Genomic DNA, 20,360 nt, shown 5'->3' with positions numbered 1-20,360 from the left:
GCACAAAATTAGCTTGTGATCGCATAAACCGTCAGTTGCAGCTTGATGTAGCTTAATTTTTGAACTGTAAATTTGTAGTCGGGTTAGTCTACAGTTTTTTAGAACGATGCATTATGAAATTGATTCGTATGTTTAATAAATTTCTGGTAATATATTCAGGAATCATTGTCGTCTTTTGTTGCTGCAGCAGCGACTTGTAGGAATTTGTAGTTTTTACATAAGAAAAAGGGGGATCATTCTTTGCAGCGTTCAGTACAAGTTAACGAAAGGCTCCCTTGGAGCCAAAGCATTCCACTCAGCTTCCAGCATCTGTTTGCTATGTTTGGAGCTAACGTGCTGGTCCCGATTATCTTCGGGGTAGATCCATCGGTCATCCTGCTGATGAACGGGATTGGAACCTTAATCTACATTTTGATCTGTAAGGGGCAAATTCCGGCGTACCTCGGCTCAAGCTTCGCTTTCATATCTCCTGTGACCGCCGTTATTAATCAATATGCAGGCGGCGAAGGTTATGCCTATGCATTAGGGGGCTTTGTCATTGTCGGTCTCGTCTTTATCGCCGTAGCGCTGCTGATCAAATGGCTCGGCACCTCCTGGATCGATGTCGTATTCCCGCCTGCGGCAATGGGCGCGATCGTTGCCATTATCGGTTTGGAGCTCGTTCCTGTTGCAGCGGGTCAAGCGGGTTTGCTTGGAACGACCGATATGAATGGGAATGTCAATTATGATGGCGAGGCAATTTTCGTTTCGCTCTTTACTTTAGGGGTCATTGTACTAGGAAATGTGCTTTTCCGCGGTTTCATGAAAATTATCCCGATTTTGTGCGGCTTTGTGCTGGGCTATATTTTAGCGGCCATTCTTGGAATTCCAAATTTCGATGTAGTCAAAGACGCCAGCTTCCTAGCCATGCCGGACTTCACCGCGCCTAAATTCGATTGGTCTGCGATCATTATCATTTTGCCAGCCGCGCTGGTGGTTGTTGCGGAACACGTGGGACACCTGATCGTCACCAGCAACATCGTCGGCAAGGATCTATCCAAAGATCCTGGACTGCATCGTTCGATGCTTGGTAACGGGATTTCGACGTTTATCTCCGGTTGGGCAGGGTCAACTCCAAATACGACCTACGGCGAGAACATCGGCGTACTGGCGTTAACGAGGGTATTTTCTACGTTCGTCCTGGGCGGTGCAGCGGTGCTGTCCATCATTCTAGCCTTCTTCGGACAATTCTCGGCGCTGATCGAAGCCGTACCGGATCCAGTCATTGGCGGAGTTTCCTTATTGCTGTACGGCGTTATTGCCGCGTCTGGTCTGCGGATGCTGGTAGAGTCGAAAATCGACTACAGCAAGCCGACCAATCTCATATTAACGACGATCGTTCTCGTGATCGGTATCAGCGGCGCCAAGCTAACCTACGGCAATTTTGAAATGAAAGGGATGGCGTTGGCAACCGTCGTTGCCATTGTGCTCAGTCTGCTGTTCAAGATTTTCGAGAAGCTGAACATCCTGAACGAAAAAGAATAGAAAGCACTGTAATTGCTTAATTAAAAGGCCGCGCTGTTCATCCATGATGAACCAAGCGCGGCCTTTTAGATTAATATTGGACTAAAGAAACAATATCCATATCGCCCAGCTTCTCTCTGCCGTTCAAATAATTTAATTCGATGAGAAAAGCCGCTCCTGCCACGACGCCTCCCAGCTGCTCAATGAGGTTCAGAGAAGTCTGGATCGTTCCTCCTGTCGCAAGCAAATCATCCGCAATGAGCACCCGTTGGCCCGGTTTGATTGCGTCACGATGCATTGCAAGCTTATCTTTGCCGTATTCCAAGGAATAGCTTGCCTCGATAGCATCAGCCGGCAGCTTTCCGCTTTTACGAATGGGCACAAAACCGACTCCTAACGCATAGGAAAGCGGTGCACCAATGACGAAGCCTCTTGCTTCCGGACCGGCAATGACATCAATATTCATCGCTTCGACCAGCTTCTTCAGCTCATCGATGGCGCCTCTATACACTTCGCCGTTCTGAAGCAGCGTTGTAATGTCTTTGAAGCGAATTCCCGGCTGCGGGAAATCGTGAATCACACGAATATAATCTTTGAAATTCATATTACGTCCTCCAATATTAAATGTTGATGGTTAGCATCCTGTGGACGATCCGGCAGTCTTGAAACCAACCAGTCGTTCAGCTGCTTCGTTGTCATATAGAGCAGAAATTGTTTCGTCTCCTCCATGCGATGTGCCTTCGCGAACAGCCTCGAGGTGCTTAAATCTTTCTTGCCTGGCGAAGCCGCGCACCTGTAACCATCGTCCGAACGCTCAATAAAGCCCAGTTCCTCAAAAACATCGATGATAAATTGAACATCTCCCGGCTTCATACCGGCACGTTTCGCCAATCCCTGCAGCACTTGTCTGCTGTTTTCCCACGACTGCAGCTGCAGCAGAAATTTATAAACCTTCGCGCAGCTTTCACGATTCGGGGGTGTGATACAATCTGGATCAAGCAGTGCCGCTGCCAATTTCTCGACTCGGGTCAATTGAGCCAGCACGGCAATCAGGGAATCCATATCTTCCGGTATCCCATACAGGACCGCCTCTGTTAACCGTTCCGGGTGCAGCTTTTCGGCCATGCTGTTCAAAGGATCAAGGATGCCGTTTGCCTCCGCCTTCCATACCGCTACGCTCGAGCCATGCATCGGCTCGCTTATAGGAGGTCTGCCAGAGAAGACAATCAATCCCTTGTTTTGCTCGCCAGAAGCATCCAAGGTCTCTGCTTTCAACCATTCAGGTAAATGCTGCCTGACTGCCTGCTCTGAGCGCCAATCCTCCAGCTGCGCAGCAGGAATGCACAAATCTTTTACAAGCAGCTGCGGCTTTCGAAATCCATTCCATTCATTGATCTGCATCTCGCAGAGTAAATCGATTTTCGCGTACTTCGTAATTCTTGCAGCATGCTCTCCCATGCCGAATGCCACGGCATCCACCGGCTTTGTCATTTGGTCTGTGTTCACCGCCAGCTTTAAATGCTGTTCCTTCTTTCCAATGAGACGGATCCCATCGACATTTAAGCTTCTCAGCACAACAAGCGGATACGGATTCCCTTCTCCGAACGGAGCCAGTTTTTCCAGTTCTTCAATTTGCTCTAATGTAACATCCTCTAGGGCGCACTCCATTTCAGCATGACTGACAGGAATGAGGTCTTCTTCCTTCAACCATACCCTTGCCAGCTGCTGCAGCTGCTCACGGAACGCATCGACATGCTGAATCGGCAGCGTCATTCCTCCGGCCGCTTGGTGGCCTCCAAAATGATCAAGCAACTCCGCACAGTGTGTCAACGCCTCATGGATATCATAGCCCTCGATGGACCGAGCCGAGCCTTTCGCTTTCCCTGTCTCTTGATCTATCGTTAAGACGATGACAGGACGATAATAGCGTTCAAGAATCTTGGAAGCGACAATCCCTACGACCCCCGCATTCCAACCTTCCTTCGCCAGGACAATCACCGGAACGTTCTCCATCTGCATGACCTCAATCATGTCCAGCGCTTCCTTCATCATCGTTTCAACAATCTTCTGTCTTTCCTTATTCATTTCATCCAGATGCTTTGCCAATCGCTCTGCCTCAGGCAGCTCTTCTGCCACCATCAGCTCAACAGCCGGTCCGGCATGTCCCAGTCGCCCGGCCGCATTAATACGGGGCCCCAGTGAAAAACCCACATCCATCGCGGATACCTGTTCTCTATCCACTCCTGAAACATCCATTAAAGCTCGGATACCCGGAAAACGGCTGTTCTGCATTTGGGATAAGCCGTGCTTGACGATCATCCGGTTCTCATCGAGCAGCGGCATAATATCTGCAACCGTTCCAATCGCAGCCAGCTCCAGCCATTCCATAGGCACTCTTCCCAGCAGTGCATGGGCGAGCTTAAACGCGACGCCAGCACCCGCTAAATTTTTGAATGGATAAGGGCATCCCGGCTTTTTCGGGTTAACAATGCAATAAGCATCCGGCAATATTTGCGGCGGCTCATGGTGATCGGTCACGACAACATCCAGCTCAAGCTCGTTCGCGCGAGCGATCGCTTCTGTCGCACTAATTCCATTGTCTACCGTAATGATTAAACCGACCCCATCCGCCTTTGCCTTTTCTACGGCTGCCTGATTCAAGCCGTAGCCTTCTTTAAATCGATCGGGAATATAATAATCAAATTTCGCATTCATGGATCGCATGAGGCAGACCATAATCGAAGTGCTGCTAACGCCATCCGCATCGTAATCGCCGCAAATGCGTATATGCTCTCCCTTGATCAGCGCACGATGAATTCGCTCCACCGCGGACTTCATCCCGTCCAGCATGAACGGATCGTGAAACTCGTTTTCGTCAGCGTGCAAGAAACGTTTCGCCGCTTCAGGAGTATCTATGCCTCTGAGTACAAGCAGCCCCGCAATTAATGGTTGAAGCTGCAGCTCTTGAACCAGTCTTTGCACGCGGTCCGTCTGGGCTTGTCGTATTTTCCACCTTGTTTTGGCCTGAAGCACGTTTCTTTTCCCTCTTTCTTTCCAGTTTCCCCTAACACAGCAGTGAATCAGCTGAAATATACAGTTAATGTATAAGCGCCGTAAAGCTCTTGCTCGAATCCCCATCATCATTATATGGATAGCCAGGTATGAAAGGATTGATATGTACAAAAACATCAGCAACGTGATCATACTGTTCCATCAAACGATGTTTCACCGCTTTTCCGATTTCGTGGCCTTCCAAGACCGAGATATGCGGGTTGACGCTCAGCTTAATATCCACAATGACATAATGTCCGTGTTCTCTTGCTCTTAAATCATCCACCGCAACCACTCCCTTGACCATAGAAGCGGTTTTCAGAAGCTCAGCAGTCTCCTCCTCATGAAGTACATGATCGAGCACTGTATGAAGAGACTCTTTGAACAGCTTGTAGCCCATCCGAAAAATAAGCAGTGAGACCGCAATACCGGCGACCGGATCTAAGTAATACAAAGCAGGCAGGTCTATATAGCCGCCCAATACTGCACCACCTGCTCCAATGAGAGCAGCGATAGATGAGTACACGTCAGAGCGATGCTCCCAAGCATTGGCAATGAGTGCTTGACTGGAAAGCTTCTTTCCGAGCCTGTATTTATACTGGAACATAGCTTCCTTCACGAGGATAGAGATCACAATCGCGATGAGTGCATACCATTCTGGTGCAGCCACATCGCCTCTCAGCATAGCCATAACAGCACCCGATGCAATTTCATAGCCAACCAGCAGGAGCAAAATTGCAACGATCATCGCAGCAATCGTTTCTGCCTTGCCATGTCCATAAGGATGGTCTTTATCCGGCGGCTTTTTCGCCGCTTTCAAACCGATGAGTACAGCAAACGAACCTAGAATGTCCGATGCGGAATGCGCTGCATCTGCGATCAAAGCTTTACTGCCCGAAAAAAATCCGACAGTCCCTTTCATTGCCGCTAAAGCCAAATTCCCGATAATTCCGACCCATGCGGCAAATTCTGCTTTGGAAGCTCTTTGATCCGACATGTATACACTCCTTATTGATTGGTGAATGAATGCAAAAGCCGCGGATGCGGCTTGTGCACCCAACGGCATTATTCAGAAGTCACAGTCTTTTTCTTTAAAGTCCCCTTCTTCATATCAAACCACAATTGACTTGCAACGAAGATCGAGGAATACCCGCCGCTGATCAATCCAATCAAGATGGCTAGAGAAAACAGCCTGATCGACTCACTGCCGAAGATGAGCAATGCAAGTGCAGCGATCACAACGGTAAGTGCGGTATTCACTGAACGGGACAGCGTCTGCCAAATGCTTGTATTGACAACTTTAGACAGGTCCTCAGTCGTCTTCACCTTCATCTTCTTCAAATTCTCGCGAATCCGGTCAAAAATAACGATCGTGTCGTTGATCGAATAACCGATGATCGTGAGAACAGCGGCAATGAACGTGAGACTCACTTCAAGCCTAAAGATGGAGAATATCGCAATGACGACAAAAGCATCATGAATCAGCGCAATGACAGCCGATAAGGCAAACCTCCATTCGAACCTGATCGTGACGTATATAATAATCCCAAGACTTGCCAGTAGCACGACAATAATGGCCTTCTTCCCCAATTCCTTGGCAACACCAGCATCGACTGTATTTTCTTCGTGTGAGATATTTCCTTCTCCATATACCTTTTCAAAACCATCGATGATGGTGTTTAATTCATCTTCGTTCATTGCGTCTTCGAAGCGAATGCTAACCCGTTCTTCACCGATGGACGGGGTCAAGTCGCCATATCCTGCTTCTTCAAGGATCGCATTCACTTGATCATTCGTAACATTCCCTTTCGAAACAGAGATATCCAGATTCGTTCCTGACTTGAAATCAACTCCGTAGTTCAAGCCGAACAGCAGTATACAAACAAGACCCACTACGGCGATGGTGCTCGAAATAATAAAGTAGATTTTACGGCTTTTCACAAAATCGAATTTATATTCATTCATAGGTTTAAAGCTCACGAATTTCCGCCTCCTTCACGCCGAAAGATGACGGTTTTTTCAGCCAGCCGGACTTAATCAGCAAGTACAGCAGCCAGCGTGAGAAGAAGACGTTCGTCAAGATACTGACCAAAATACTGAAGATCAGCGTAATTGCGAAGCCTTGAATGGCCCCCGTCCCCATGAAATACAGTACAATCCCCGCCAAAATCGTCGTGACATTGGCATCGAAAATCGTACTCCATGAATTCTTCGATCCCGCCCTTAGTGAGGACAACATCGATTTGCCGCTCCGCATTTCTTCTCGAATCCGTTCATACGTAATAATGTTAGCGTCGACCGCCATCCCGATCCCCAGCACAAGTGCTGCAATGCCTGGAAGCGTAAGCGTCGCGTTCATCCAATAGAATACAAGCAGCAGCATCCAAATGTACGTGATCAACGTAATGCTCGCAATGATCCCTGGTACCCGATAGATGGCAAGCATGAACAGCAAAATGACCGCTGTACCCATAATTCCCGCTCGAATCGTCTGTTCCAAGGACAATTGTCCTAATGTCGCTCCAACGCTTTGGGTGTAGATTTCCTCAAGCTGCACAGGGAGCGATCCGGAATTGATAATCCCAGCCAATTCCTCTGCTTCTGCATTCGTAAAATTACCTGTAATGGTAGCTTGTCCGCCACCGATTGGGTAATTGACAGCCGGTATAGACAATTGCTCCTCATCCAAATAAATCGCAAGAACATTTCCGGTCAACTTCTGGGTAACATCATAAAATTTACTCGCGTCTTTTAATTCAATGGAGACGATAGGCTGGTTCGTCGTCGGATCAAATTCCCGGCTTGCCCCGCCTTCCTTAAAATCGCTTCCCTTCAGCTCAACCGTGCAAAAATCAGTTGGATCCTCACAGCCGACATTGCTTCGGAAAGTCAGCACCGCAGGCTTTTTCATAATGTCCCGAACCTGCTCCTGATCCTCCACTCCTGCCAGCCGCACCCGAATGCGATCAGTTCCTTCCGGCAAAATCTCGGGCTCAGCAACTTTCGTCACATTCGCTCTTCGCTCCAACGAATAGGCCGTTTCACGAAGCGTATCTTTCGTAATCACTTGGCCTTCTTCCAGTGGCTTCACTTCGTATAATATTTCGAATCCGCCCTTTAAATCCAATCCCAAATGAATTCCTTTCAGGATCGTTGGACTAGACACGATGATGATCGCAAACGTAGCTATTATGATGAGAGCTAAAGTTCCGATCCGTTTAAAATCGACCACCCTGTTTGTCTCCCTTCGTCCATAAATTCAACAACCCTTATTATAAAGGTCGCCAAAAATGGAGTCAATTTTACTAAACTGTCCTGACAACACAGCAAACCCGCGGCGAATTGCTGGTCCTATAGACCTTTATCGCCACGGGAATAAATCGCTTTATTCCACCCGTAAAGCTCTCATTTAAAAGAGGATTTGTATATGCTCATCGTCATCCAATTCATAAATTGAGTTACTTTTAAGGATAAAATGTCATTCACCAATCGATGCAGTGCAGGCATACCGTTTTTTTGATGCTTATCGCTGATGCATTCCCAGATTTCCTGGGGCTCGACATGCTCATAGCCCAACATTCGAAATTCCTCAGCCTTGCTGATACACAGCTGCTCAATCCAGCGGCTCAATTCTTCATCGCTCACCCCGGAGCGCTCTTCTTCACCCAGCGGTATTTCCTCTTTGGTAGAACCGACCACCAGTCTTAGCACCTGTTGATTCTCTTCTTGATGTGATTCTTGATGTGGTTCTTGATGTTTCTGTTCATGATCCGGCACAGCTATCCCCTCCTTTGGAGCCCGGTACAAGCCATCAACTTCACTTCATCTCCAATAAGTATACTTCTTCGATAACGGTCGTTCAAATCCTCTATCGTGAAGTATGAAAATGATGGTATGAGTTTGGACATACCCAGCATACATATGTACAAAACAAGACAGCCTGTCTTGCAGGCCGTATGGAAAGAGGAATTAGCTGTGACAAGACAATCGTTTATTAAAGGGGCAATGATCTTACTTGCTGCGGGTATCTTTACCCGTATTCTCGGTTTTATACCACGCATCATGCTCCCCCGCATGATCGGTGCTGAGGGAGTCGGCCTGTATCAGCTCAGCTATCCAATGCTTATGCTCATTCTTACGATTATTACCGGCGGCATCCCACTAGCTGTAGCAAAAATGGTCGCGGAAGCCGATTCCACCGGAAAATCACAACAGATGGGCATGATTTTAAAGGTGGCATTAGCTTTTGTCGTAAGCCTTGGAAGCGTATTTACCATTGCCGCGATATGGGCTGCCCCTTGGGTTTCGGAGCATCTATTAAGCGACAGCCGAGTCTACTACAGCTTCGTTACGATGATTCCGGTCATATTAATGGTCAGTATCTCATCCGTTTTCCGCGGCTATTTCCAGGGAAAACAAAATATGATTCCCACCGCCCTGTCAACGACAGTAGAAACCATTGTACGATGCGCGGGTACTTTAGCGCTTGCATATTTGCTGCTGCCATACGGTCTGGAGAAAGCTGCTGCTGGCGCTATGGCAGGCCTGCTGCTCGGGGAATTGGCAGGCTTATTCATCTTATTAATCCAATATCAAATGAATCGCCAAGACGAGGGACCTCTTCTTAGACCTCCTGCCGTGCTCAAGCATCAGGGACGAACCACGCTGAAGCAGCTTTTGTCCATTTCGATTCCCGTCACAGGCAGCAGGTTAGTCGGTTCCGCCTCTTATTTTCTGGAATCGATTATGATTATTCAAAGTCTTGCGCTGATCGGTATTGCCACATCACAGGCAACGACGCTTTACGGAATGCTGACGGGTATGATCATTCCGGTTGTGCTGCTTCCTACGGCGCTGACTTACTCTTTGTCCGTCTCTTTAATCCCGTCGCTTTCGGAAGCCGCAGCGAGAAACGACATGAAAACGATCCGAAAACGACTGCTGCAATCCCTACGTATGGCTCTTGTGACGGGAGCCCCATTCGCTGTGATCATGATGCTGCTTGCCGAACCTCTTTGCATCGTGCTTTATAACGATCATGCACCTGCTGAGATGCTGAAGTGGGTTGCTCCCGTCGCGATATTCATCTATCTGCAAGGCCCATTGCAAGCCGCGCTGCAGGCATTAGATAAGCCCGGAACCGCTTTATATAATACATTCATCGGGGCAGCGGTCAAATTAATCCTCATCTTCTTGCTGACGGCAAAGGCGGAGTTAGGCATCAAAGGAGCCGTCATCGCCATCTGCACGAACATGATATTAGTAACCGTCCTTCACTGGAGAAGTATAGCGAAGCTGACACAGCTCATGATCAATCCAACCGATTTCATCAAAGTATTGACCGGGTGCATCGTGATGGCCGTTTCCTTGTATGCTATGACCGTTTGGAGTCCCATCGGTTTATTGCAGCTTGATTTTCTGCTTACTTGTACGGCCGGCATTATCATCTATGTCATCGTCATGATTATCATGGGGATGATCGACAAACACGATATGTCAAGAATACCCGGGATTGGCAGATGGCTGAAATGATTCCATGCTACCTTTTCTTTTTATCTATAAAAAGCCGGCCTTTGTGATCCAAAGTACACAAAAAGATTTCTTTAAAATCGTGCAATCCTTTCTTTTGAATCTCATTCTTTAACCAAAAGCGGGTTTTCTGTATTTTTTCCAAATTTTGATCTTGGACCTTGCCATCCATAATGAGCGGAATCGGCAGGCCTTCATAGCGTATTCCATGCGGATTGTTGCTGCTGCTTCCATTCTGCTGGTTCTGGTTCTGGTTCTTCTGAATCACAGTCAGCTTCCCGTTTGTCTCCAAGTAAGCGAACTCTACATCAGCTACATTTCGTAAATTGTTTTGTCTAAGCTGCTGCATTAAATCATCCAAATTGTATTTCTGTTTCGCCATTTCTTCCCGGTTTAAATGTCCATTTTCAATGATCGCGCTTGGCTTTCCATCGAATAGTCTTCTCAGCTTGCGGTTTTTTAATGTGATATATGCAATCATAATCTGGATTGAAACAAGCACCAGCATCGGCAGTATTCCTTCGAGCATCGGCTTATCCGGGTTATCTACAACAATGATGGCCACCTCCGCAATCATAATGGAAATGACCAAATCAAAGACTGACAGCTTTCCTATTTCCCTTTTTCCCATTAGACGGAGCAGCAGAAATACTAAGAAATACACGATGACCGTTCGAAAAAATATCGTTAGCAAATCCACAGCTGAACCCCCTAAATGCGATTAAACCGTTATGACGTATTTTGGCTTCCGCCCCTTGCAATCATGCCAAAAAGACGTGCTCAATTGTTGCCAATTGTACTATTCGCTAATGCTCGGCCATAAAATGATGGTAAAAGGACAACTTTCAAAATGAAAGGATGTGTTTCGCATGAACCCGATCAGCCGATTAGGAAGAAGCAGTACAGCTGGTTCATTGACGATGGCGCTCGTGTACGGTTTTATCGCCATGATCGTTCTTACTTTTCTTCTCTCCATCATTTTAGCCGTCACCGATATGGATGAGAGCAAGCTGAATGTCTATACATTTTCCATTCATGCCGCCTCCATGCTGATTGGCGGTTTTTCGGCAGGAAGAAGAGTTGAAAGTAAAGGGTGGTATTACGGAGGAATAAGCGGTTTATTGTACAGCCTCATCATTGTACTCATTGCCTTTCTAGCTTATGATGCCGGTATAAATTCGTCTTCCTTGCTGCTCATCGCGATTACAGCAGGTATGGGAATGTTAGGGGGCATGTTTGGAGTGAATATCAAAAAATAATCTTGTCAGTTGAATTTTTTGTAACGTTAAAAAAGCTGTCTCATATTTCGCAGCAAATTTGTGCGAATGAGACAGCTCTTTTTTATCTTAAATTCTAATGCATTAACCTTTGGACGAATCTGCCTTTGCCTTGGATGCGTTGTTAATGGCAGAACGGTCAAAGGTCAATCTAGTGGAGTCATTGACTTTCAGTACGACTGTATCGTCTGTCAGTTCAACGATGGTCCCGTGAATACCGCCAATCGTGACGACCTTGTCCCCTTTTTCCAAATTAAGCAGCAGCATATTTCTTTGCTTCTGTCTTTTTTGCTGAGGACGAATAAGCAAGAAATAAAAAATGACAAACATGACAACGAACGGGAGCAAAAGAGTGATCCAGCTTCCTCCCCCTTCTGATCCTGCATCCGATGCAATTTCCAGCACTTGATTCATTGTATACCCTCCTTGTTAAAAACCTTTGGTATTGTCATGAAGACCGTATTGGTCGAAAAATTCATCTCTGAAATCTAACAACCGGTCTTCCATGATCGCCTGTCTGACACGCTTCATCAATTGTACCAAAAAATAAAGATTGTGGTAAGTCGTTAAGCGCACGCCGAAGATCTCATCGGCCTTATGAAGATGCCGAATATACGCTCGGGTGTAATTTTTGCAGGTATAACAGTCGCAGTTCGGATCGAGCGGCGTAAAATCATTCATATATTTCGCATTGCGAATGACAAGCCGGCCTTGGCTGGTCATAACAGTACCGTTGCGTGCGATGCGAGTCGGCAGTACACAATCGAACATGTCGATGCCGCGAATCGCTCCTTCCAGCAGCGCGTCGGGTGAACCAACTCCCATGAGATATCTCGGCTTATGCTGCGGTAAGAACGGTACAGTAAAATCAAGCACTCTAAACATAATGTCCTTCGGCTCGCCTACGCTTAAACCGCCAATCGCATAGCCCGGAAAATCAAGCGAAGTTAAATCCGCCGCACTTTGTCTGCGCAATTCTTCGTGCATCCCGCCCTGCACAATACCGAACAGCGCTTGATCCTCAGGCCGATTGTGGCTTTTCAAGCATCTTTCCGCCCATCTGGATGTCCTTTCCGTAGAGGCTTTAATGTACTCATACTCTGCCGGATAAGGCGGACATTCATCAAACGCCATCATGATGTCTGAGCCAAGCGCATTCTGAATCTCCATCGCTTTCTCCGGGGAGATAAACAGCTTGTCCCCGTTTAGATGGGAACGGAATTGCACACCTTCTTCTGTGATTTTACGATTCTCGCTTAAGCTGAACACTTGGAATCCGCCGCTGTCCGTTAAAATCGCACGATCCCAGTTCATAAATGAATGCAGTCCGCCAGCCTGCTGAACCAGCTCATGGCCAGGTCTCAAAAATAAATGATATGTATTGCTGAGTATAATTTGCGCACCTAACTCCTTTACCTCTTCCGGACTCATCGATTTTACGGTTGCTTGTGTACCGACGGGCATAAAAACCGGTGTATCGATTGTGCCGTGTGGAGTATGAAGCTTGCCTAAGCGGGCACCGCTTTGCTTGCACGTTTTGATTAATTCGTAACGAACTGCCATCTGTAATCTCCTTTATGTGCAACCTTTAGTAAATAAACATCGCATCGCCAAAGCTGAAAAACCGATACCTTTCGCGGACCGCTTCTTCATACGCCTTCAGCACATGTTCACGTCCTGCGAGCGCGCTGACGAGCATGACCAACGTTGATTTGGGCAAATGAAAGTTTGTCAGCAATGCGTCGACCAGCTTAAATTCATAGCCGGGATAAATAAAGATGTCTGTCCAGCCTTGAGTCGGTTCAATCTCTTGGCCTTCCTGTTCATTCGCTACCGTCTCTAACGTACGAGTTACCGTTGTGCCCACTGCAACGACACGTCCGCCACTCTTCTTAGTACGGTTTATAGCTTCAGCGGTTTCAGGAGAAACCATATAAAATTCAGCATGCATTTCATGCTCTTCTACCGTATCGGCAGATACCGGCCGAAACGTGCCTAATCCGACATGCAGTGTAATATAGGCGATCTCAACACCCTTCTGCTGGATTTCATCCAGCACTTCGGGTGTAAAATGCAGTCCTGCCGTCGGGGCCGCAGCGGAGCCTTCATGCTTGGCATAAACGGTTTGATAACGATCCTTATCCGCTAACTGTTCCTTAATGTATGGCGGAAGAGGCATTTCGCCAAGCTGATCAAGCAGTTGCTGAAATATCCCGCTGTATTCGAATCGAATGATTCGCCCGCCCATCTCTTTCTCTTCTTCGACGACGGCTTTCAGCAGAGGCGCCCCATGCTCATCTGAACCGAATTCGATGACGGCTCCCTGCTTGACTCGCTTGGCAGGCTTTGCCAATGCCTCCCAAGTATCCCCCTGCACATTTTTTAACAAAAGAAGCTCGATATGTGCACCGGTGTCCTGCTTTTTGCCATGCAGTCGGGCGGGAATCACCTTCGTATTATTCAGTATAAGTAAATCCCCAGCATGCAGCTGCGAGGTCATATCTTTAAATCCTTTATGCTGGATCTCTCCTGTTCGCTTATCCAATGTGAGAAGCCTTGATGCGCTGCGATCCGGCAATGGTGTCTGAGCAATGAGATGCTCAGGAAGATAAAAATCAAATTGGTCTACCTGCATCTTAAGTCATTCCTTTATTACTTCACTAGTTTTATGCCTTTATAATAGTATTCTAGAATTTCTTTATAGTCATACCCCATAAACTCGGCTAATTCCTTCGCTCCATACTGAGACATGCCTAATCCATGCCCGAAGCCGTAGCCAATGAATCGAAACGCAACCTGCGGCGAATATACACGCGCCTCCAGCTGCTCATTCACGGCGATGACATCCCGACCGGAGATGCTTTCCGTATTCCCGGAAGGGCCAACGGCATAAAGAGATGAATTGCCGTAAAATTCAGTAACGGCGCCATCCCGTCCGACCACGGTGTAACGTCCGGTCTCCTCCACTTCGAATCTTGTACTAAGAAGTCCATTCATCACCGACCTGTACTGATCCGGATAGCTTACGTCGATCTTCTGGCCATTCGCCTTCATTTCGATGACCCGTCCTGAAGTTCCCCGTTCGCTTACGGTTAGTGAGCGAAGCGGACCGGAAATGTCCGAGTTCGCCGTTCGATTGATGACAGACAGCATCTCGTCCGCTGTATAAGGGCCTCGTACCCAGTTGTACACATTGGACTCCTTAACCGTCTCGATCACGGTAAGCTGATCCGATGCGTTCACTAAAGCGACCGGCGTATTGTCATTTTGGATATAAGGCACATACGGAGCCGGACGAACATTCACATTGTTGTCTGTAGGCTGATAGATCGGGAATCCGACCGCATTCTCTTTGCCTGTATCACGCAGCAAATCTGAACGAATAAATCCGGTCGTACCGTCTGAGAGTACGACACGATACCAATCTAGCAGCCCTTCGCCTGGAGCGCTGTCGGGGCTTGGTGTGCTTTCCAGGTAAGGAACATCATTACCCCATACTTCAGTCGGTTCGGCTGTCATACCGCCCGCATTTGAGGAATACAGCGGATTAATTAATTGTCCGCTTCCATCAACAAGCACTACGCCTTTCGTGTCGTCTACCGCTTGAATGGTAGATGTCGTCTCTCTTGTGTTGCCGTAATATGCTTGATCGTAAGTCGTATCGGAAATGTGCGCAATCTGATATTTGGTGCCTAGACTGAGCGCAAAGGTTCTAGCAGCAACGGCTTGGGCCTTCAACGCTTCAAGCGGCCAGCTGCCGCTCATCTCCGTGCCGACAACCGAATATAAATAATGCTCGAATGGAAGCTCATTAATGACAGCCAGCTGCCCCTCGAAAACAGACACTTCCATATTTCCGCGATAAGAACGGTTGTATCGTTCTTTGACCGTCAAAGATGTATCCGTCGGCGCTATCCATACTTTTTGATTCGCTGCATTGAAAAAGTAATGAACCGTCACTGCGGCTTGCGCATCCACTGAAGTTCGAAGCAGCAAATATGGCTGCGCAGCGTTCCATGCTTGTACAGCCTCTCCAGGAAGCTTCTCAGCAAGTGAGGCGTGCAGCTGGCTCAGCTGCGTATCATTGGCCGCTTCTCCGACTAGGACAGAATAGACGATTTTCCCTTCTGCATTCGGATGAAGCGCGATCGCTCCCGAAAGCCCTGCATTCGTTATTGCCGCTAGCCTGCTCTTGGCCTCTTCGATGGACGCGTATGTTCCAGCGAGTAAACGATTGGCCCCCGTGATTTGAAAGTCGTAGCCTTGCAAATCGGCCTTCTGGGCCAAAAGGGATTTCGCATTCTCCGCAGCCTGTTCCGTTGCATACATTCCAGCGTAAAGCGAATAAACCGTAGTTCCCTGTTTTGAACTAGAGAATAGGAACGCTTCCGGCACATAAGCTTTCAGCTTCGTTTGCGCCGCAGCGGCCTGCTGAAGATCGGATGTTTCCCACGCTTTGATCATGAATTGATCCGCGCTTAGGCGAAAGGCTTGCGAAGAAGAAGTCCATTTCGAAGTGGATTCACCCTGCCGCAAACCAATCTCCATCGCTCCCTTGCTTTGAAAAGTAACTGCCGGAACGCTTCCCCTTGTCGATATAAATAAAGTAACCCGAATATTCTCCAATGACGGAACAGCCGCATGGACTTGCACTCGAAAGATCGGCAGTACTGCGCTTAAAATGAGTACGAGGCAGCTAACGACAAGCAAGCCTTTCAATTTTCTGTTAATCAACCGAATGTTCTCCTTCCCAAATCCATAATCAGATATATGCCCGCAGTCTACTGAGGAACAGGCAATCCCAAATGTCTATAAGCGGCAGGAGTCACCGCACGACCTCTCGGTGTTCGCTGAAGAAATCCGATTTGCAGCAAATACGGTTCATACACGTCCTCGATCGTCTGACTTTCTTCCCCAATTGTAGCCGCGATGGTATCTAATCCCACCGGTCCGCCCTTAAAGCTTTGAATAATCGCCGTCAGCATTTTATGATCAATCAGATCAAGGCCTAACGAGTCTACCTGCAGCAGCTCAAGTGCCGACTTGGCAAGCTCTGTTGTAATCATACCGTCACCGCGAACTTGAGCGAAATCACGAACTCTCTTCAGCAGTCGATTCGCAATCCGTGGCGTCCCTCTCGATCTCAAGCCAATTTCGATGGCTGCTTCTTCCTCAATATGCACCTGTAAAATATCTGCGGCCCTTGTCACGATGAACGTCAGCTCGTCTACATTGTAATATTCCAAGCGGCTAACGACACCGAATCGATCCCGCAGCGGAGCGGAGAGCAGTCCCGCTCTTGTCGTCGCTCCGATTAACGTAAAAGGCGGAAGATCGAGCCGCACAGATCTAGCGCTGGGACCTTTGCCAATAATAATGTCAAGGGCGTAATCTTCCATCGCCGGATAAAGCACTTCTTCTACGGATCGATTCAAACGATGAATTTCGTCGATAAACAAAACGTCATTTTCCTGCAAATTGGTTAAAATCGCTGCTAAATCCCCTGGGCGTTCAATCGCGGGGCCGGATGTCGTCCGAATATTGACACCAAGCTCATTGGCAATAATGTTAGATAACGTCGTCTTCCCTAAACCCGGCGGTCCATAAAGCAGTACATGATCAAGCGCCTCGGAACGCTGCTTGGCCGCCTCGATGTACACCTTCAAATTTTCCTTGGCCTGGGACTGCCCGATATATTCAGATAAATACCGAGGGCGCAAGCTGTATTCGACGACATGATCTTCCATCATTAGATTCGCGGAAATGATGCGATCTTCCATGTCATGTGTTCCCTCCTATTTATCCTTTATATAATACTTTCAAAGCGGCCTTCATCACTTGATCGACGGTGTCTGACTCCTGCACTTGATCCTTCATCGTCTGCCAAGCAAGATCAAGCTCCTGCTCCGTCATCCCAAGCGCCATCAGACCTTCCTTTGCTTCCATCCAGTTAGCCATGCCACCTGGTGCAATTCCCAGAGCTTGAGCGTTGGACGCAGCATTGGATAGCGCTGTCACCTCTACGGCACCCAGCTTGTCCTTCAAATCCAGCACCATCCGTTGAGCCGTCTTCTTGCCAATACCCTGCAGTTTCGTCAGAAAGGCAACATTCTCCTGCTGTACCGCCGCGATCAGCGCTTCGGGTCTGCAGCCTGCCAGGATACCGAGCGCGACTCTCGGACCGATTCCACTCACATCAAGCAGCTTTCGAAACAGCGCCTGTTCCTCGCGTGATTCGAAACCATACAGCAGGATCGCATCCTCCCTCACATGATGATGCACAAAGACCGTGATTTCGCGGTCATTCTGAAACTGAAACGGGTTCGGGCAAAACAACCGATATCCGACGCCGTTCACATCCAACACAATATAGTCATGCTCTAAATGAGCCAGTGTACCTCTTAGAAAGTCAATCATCGTTTATTTACCTCATTCATTTTCCAATATACTTCCGCGGAATGAGCATGACAAATGGCAATGGCGAGCGCATCTGCTACATCGTCAGGCTTTGGAACTTCCTTCAGCCTTAAAAACATTTTAACCATTTCCTGTACCTGCCGCTTCTCCGCTTTACCATATCCTACAACCGCCTGTTTTACCTGCAAAGGTGTGTATTCGGCAATTTTCAGTCCCTTTTGCGCAGCAGCCAAAATGATCACACCCCGGGCTTGTCCTACTGCAAAAGCCGTCGTTACGTTGCGGTTAAAAAACAATTTCTCGATCGCGATCTCCTGCGGTTGATACCGATCAATCAGCTGTACCGTTGCATCATATACCTGCATTAGACGCAGTGCGGGATCGGTATGCGCTTCTGTTTGAATGCTGCCGTACTGCACGGGCGACAGCTGGCTTCCCTTTTTATCAATGAATCCAAATCCGACAATAGCAATGCCAGGGTCTATTCCAAGTACACGCAACCTAAGCTCTCCCTTATGCATAAGCGAACATATGTATTCGTATCTACACATTATAGCAAATTTCCATAGTTGTGATAAGAGCCAGTTGTTCCAATATTGGAATGAGAGCGGCCTTATCTTGAAAAGCGTTAGCATTCAATACACAAAAAAGCGATGGATTCCTCCATCGCTAGTCTGGTATGAACGTATTAACTTATCCTTATGGTTCGGTCGCCTTCATTGCTTTCTCCGTTGCTTCAATCGCATAATCGCTATAGGTAGATAAGACGCTGTTGTATTCATCAACATCACGTACTGGAATTCCGTCATACAGCTGTTCCACGGTGTCGGCGGGCAAGCTGCTTTCCAGATAATCGATGTCAATTTGGAAGAAGGTACGAATAACTTGATCCTCTGAAGGAGGTCCGAGGAACAAGGACAAGTGGCCGCTGCTGTCCATACCAAAAAAAGCTTCTTCTTTACATTTCGGAGACAAGTCATCAATATACTGCGTAAACACCAGCATCTCCTGATCGTCCCGTTCCAGCTGCCACTCCGGATGATCTCCTTGCAGCTTCTGTATTTGTTCTCCGTTCAGCATTCCTAGTGACTGCTCTTCCTCACCGCAAATATACATTTTTCTGAGGAGAACCTCCTGCTCTTCAGACTGTACAGGAATTCCTCCAACAGCAATGGACTCCTGCCTTACAAAAGGCGCGGTGCTTCCGTATTGATCCCATATATAACCGATGCCGCACAATACTAAGATCCATACACTGAAGATCCAGCGGCGTCTTTTCCATTTCAACTTCTTCTTCACTTGTTTTAACCAGCTTGAAAAGAGCACCTTGATCCCCTTCCGTTCCTTCCAAGTATGTAAACTGCTGTCTACTTGGTTTTTTACGTATTTTAACCAATACGAGAAGGGGTTATACATTTGATGAAGTCGATTTAGAATTTATCGCCAGTTAACCATGATTAATCCAGGGTACACTTTTCTTGCGCTTCACTGGCTTATCCAATTCATTTCTTTTAATGCGCAGCGTTTTTTTGCGCTTTTTCGTGCGAGCGGCCTTCCCTTTCTTGTTTTTTACTGCAGTCTTCGAATCCGAGGCTGACTTCTCCTCTGCGGCATTCTCTTTGGTCTGCTCTTCATCTTGCTCCTCACCCGATTCTTCCTCTTCATTCATATCATTCTCCGGGACATTGGGCCAATCAGGATTCCAGTTGAACCATCCCAAAGGCTCCGCAGGAGAAGGCGTCGGTGCCGTTGCTGAAGGATCCATCTGAGGGAATGCAGGGACATATCCGTACGGATGTGGCGTCTGATAAAAAAAGGACTGCGGCCCCTGAAATTGAGGCATGCTTGGACTTTGCACAGGATAAGGTGACGGAGCTTGCACTGGATAAGTCATTGGGGCAAATGGACCATAACCTCCCTCCAGCCCTGGATAAGATACAGAATCCGTTTGCGGCGGCCTGTGCTCATTCGAATCAAAATCTTCAAACTTCGGCAGCTCATAAAATGAAGGAGGGAACAAAGAAGTAAAATCGCCTTCACTGGACGAATTATCAGACGCATCCTCCTTATTCGAGTCCTCTTCTAAATTATCTTCCTCATCCTTGCTCTCTTCTGTTTCTTCCTCTTCAGCCTCGATAGAGCTCCAATCGCTGCTTTCGTCGTACTGCTCATCCATGATCTCAAATCTGAGAGACTTCATTGAATTCGTAAGGTCTTCAGCTTCGCTCTCGCTGCCTCGAAACAATTCACTTTCCGATTGTGTACTGGTCGTCGTCACCGAGTACTGTTCAGTTGGGATAAAGATTTTCATACCGGGCTGTAAAAATTCAACCAGCTGCGGATTTTTGGTAAGTAGGCTTTCCTCGCTAACCTGATATTTTCCGCAAATGCTGGAGATGTCTTCTCCTGACTTCACAATATGGATTTTCAACAGCAGGACCTCCTTAAACGGCATAGTTCATTACTACAGTCTATGCGACAAGATGGGCATTTGACCTAAAAACACAAAAAAAGGAACACTGTGCTCCCGTCTTGGACAAAGAATAGGTTCCGATCCTGCCACGGACATTATTTAAACCGCGA

Annotated in this window: 19 protein-coding genes; 3 read left to right on the top strand and 16 right to left on the bottom strand. The window is 47.5% G+C overall.

Going from position 1 to position 20,360, the window contains the following annotated elements; all coding sequences use genetic code 11:
- The first annotated feature begins 240 nt into the window (after positions 1-240).
- Positions 241-1,524 carry a uracil permease gene (gene uraA, locus ACFPXP_RS19040; RefSeq protein ID WP_379895980.1) on the top strand — a complete coding sequence of 428 codons (1,284 nt, stop codon included), beginning with the start codon at positions 241-243 and terminating at the stop codon, positions 1,522-1,524.
- 70 nt (positions 1,525-1,594) lie between these two features.
- On the opposite strand, the gene ACFPXP_RS19035 is transcribed toward uraA, so the two are convergent.
- The 6 genes from ACFPXP_RS19035 to ACFPXP_RS19010 all read right to left on the bottom strand — a co-directional run bounded on the left by ACFPXP_RS19035 (position 1,595) and on the right by ACFPXP_RS19010 (position 8,331).
- The gene (locus ACFPXP_RS19035) at positions 1,595-2,107 is read right to left on the bottom strand and encodes an adenine phosphoribosyltransferase (RefSeq protein WP_379895979.1); all 513 of its coding nucleotides are present in this window, start codon (positions 2,105-2,107) and stop codon (positions 1,595-1,597) included.
- Positions 2,104-4,536: a single-stranded-DNA-specific exonuclease RecJ gene (gene recJ / locus ACFPXP_RS19030; RefSeq protein WP_379895978.1), complete on the bottom strand. Its 2,433-nt coding sequence runs from the start codon at positions 4,534-4,536 to the stop codon at positions 2,104-2,106. Before recJ ends, ACFPXP_RS19035 begins: the two co-directional genes overlap by 4 nt.
- A gap of 64 nt (positions 4,537-4,600) precedes the next feature.
- Entirely contained in the window at positions 4,601-5,551 is a 951-nt protein-coding gene (locus ACFPXP_RS19025; protein ID WP_379895977.1) for a cation diffusion facilitator family transporter, read from the bottom strand.
- A gap of 68 nt (positions 5,552-5,619) precedes the next feature.
- Entirely contained in the window at positions 5,620-6,534 is a 915-nt protein-coding gene (gene secF / locus ACFPXP_RS19020) for a protein translocase subunit SecF (RefSeq protein WP_379895975.1), read from the bottom strand.
- Positions 6,524-7,786: a protein translocase subunit SecD gene (secD, locus tag ACFPXP_RS19015; RefSeq protein WP_379895974.1), complete on the bottom strand. Its 1,263-nt coding sequence runs from the start codon at positions 7,784-7,786 to the stop codon at positions 6,524-6,526. The genes secF and secD overlap by 11 nt, the downstream gene beginning before the upstream one ends.
- 173 nt (positions 7,787-7,959) lie before the next feature.
- Positions 7,960-8,331, bottom strand: a complete 372-nt coding sequence (locus ACFPXP_RS19010; protein ID WP_379895973.1) for a post-transcriptional regulator — start codon at positions 8,329-8,331, stop codon at positions 7,960-7,962.
- 117 nt (positions 8,332-8,448) lie between these two features.
- On the opposite strand from ACFPXP_RS19010, the gene spoVB reads away from it, so the two are divergent.
- Positions 8,449-10,086, top strand: a complete 1,638-nt coding sequence (gene spoVB / locus ACFPXP_RS19005; RefSeq protein ID WP_379895972.1) for a stage V sporulation protein B — start codon at positions 8,449-8,451, stop codon at positions 10,084-10,086.
- Between the two features lie 7 nt (positions 10,087-10,093).
- Here spoVB and ACFPXP_RS19000 read toward each other — a convergent pair whose 3' ends face one another.
- Positions 10,094-10,783: a DUF421 domain-containing protein gene (locus tag ACFPXP_RS19000; RefSeq protein ID WP_379895971.1), complete on the bottom strand. Its 690-nt coding sequence runs from the start codon at positions 10,781-10,783 to the stop codon at positions 10,094-10,096.
- 169 nt (positions 10,784-10,952) lie between these two features.
- On the opposite strand from ACFPXP_RS19000, the gene ACFPXP_RS18995 reads away from it, so the two are divergent.
- Positions 10,953-11,342, top strand: a complete 390-nt coding sequence (locus tag ACFPXP_RS18995; RefSeq protein WP_379895970.1) for a TIGR04086 family membrane protein — start codon at positions 10,953-10,955, stop codon at positions 11,340-11,342.
- A gap of 102 nt (positions 11,343-11,444) precedes the next feature.
- Here ACFPXP_RS18995 and yajC read toward each other — a convergent pair whose 3' ends face one another.
- The 9 genes from yajC to ACFPXP_RS18950 form a co-directional block, all read right to left on the bottom strand.
- Positions 11,445-11,774, bottom strand: a complete 330-nt coding sequence (gene yajC, locus ACFPXP_RS18990; RefSeq protein ID WP_379895969.1) for a preprotein translocase subunit YajC — start codon at positions 11,772-11,774, stop codon at positions 11,445-11,447.
- Between the two features lie 15 nt (positions 11,775-11,789).
- Entirely contained in the window at positions 11,790-12,923 is a 1,134-nt protein-coding gene (gene tgt / locus ACFPXP_RS18985; protein WP_379895968.1) for a tRNA guanosine(34) transglycosylase Tgt, read from the bottom strand.
- A gap of 25 nt (positions 12,924-12,948) precedes the next feature.
- Positions 12,949-13,995 carry a tRNA preQ1(34) S-adenosylmethionine ribosyltransferase-isomerase QueA gene (queA, locus tag ACFPXP_RS18980; RefSeq protein WP_379895967.1) on the bottom strand — a complete coding sequence of 349 codons (1,047 nt, stop codon included), beginning with the start codon at positions 13,993-13,995 and terminating at the stop codon, positions 12,949-12,951.
- A gap of 17 nt (positions 13,996-14,012) precedes the next feature.
- A complete protein-coding gene (locus tag ACFPXP_RS18975; RefSeq protein WP_379895966.1) occupies positions 14,013-16,094 on the bottom strand; it encodes a SpoIID/LytB domain-containing protein in 2,082 nt (693 codons plus the stop codon).
- A 47-nt stretch (positions 16,095-16,141) separates the two neighbouring features.
- Positions 16,142-17,140, bottom strand: a complete 999-nt coding sequence (gene ruvB / locus ACFPXP_RS18970) for a Holliday junction branch migration DNA helicase RuvB (protein ID WP_379895965.1) — start codon at positions 17,138-17,140, stop codon at positions 16,142-16,144.
- A 19-nt stretch (positions 17,141-17,159) separates the two neighbouring features.
- Positions 17,160-17,777 (bottom strand): Holliday junction branch migration protein RuvA, encoded by a 618-nt coding sequence (gene ruvA, locus ACFPXP_RS18965; protein WP_379895964.1) that lies wholly within the window; start codon positions 17,775-17,777, stop codon positions 17,160-17,162.
- Positions 17,774-18,277, bottom strand: coding sequence for a crossover junction endodeoxyribonuclease RuvC (ruvC, locus tag ACFPXP_RS18960; RefSeq protein ID WP_379895963.1), 504 nt, complete (start codon positions 18,275-18,277; stop codon positions 17,774-17,776). Before ruvC ends, ruvA begins: the two co-directional genes overlap by 4 nt.
- 199 nt (positions 18,278-18,476) lie before the next feature.
- Positions 18,477-19,103, bottom strand: a complete 627-nt coding sequence (locus ACFPXP_RS18955; protein WP_379895962.1) for a BofC C-terminal domain-containing protein — start codon at positions 19,101-19,103, stop codon at positions 18,477-18,479.
- A gap of 121 nt (positions 19,104-19,224) precedes the next feature.
- Positions 19,225-20,208 carry a LysM peptidoglycan-binding domain-containing protein gene (locus ACFPXP_RS18950; protein WP_379895961.1) on the bottom strand — a complete coding sequence of 328 codons (984 nt, stop codon included), beginning with the start codon at positions 20,206-20,208 and terminating at the stop codon, positions 19,225-19,227.
- Positions 20,209-20,360: the final 152 nt, after the last annotated feature.

The sequence above is a fragment of the Marinicrinis lubricantis genome (assembly GCF_042658665.1).
GTDB classification, from domain to species: domain Bacteria; phylum Bacillota; class Bacilli; order Paenibacillales; family KCTC-33676; genus Marinicrinis; species Marinicrinis lubricantis.
This window is presented reverse-complemented; position numbering and strand designations above follow the sequence as displayed.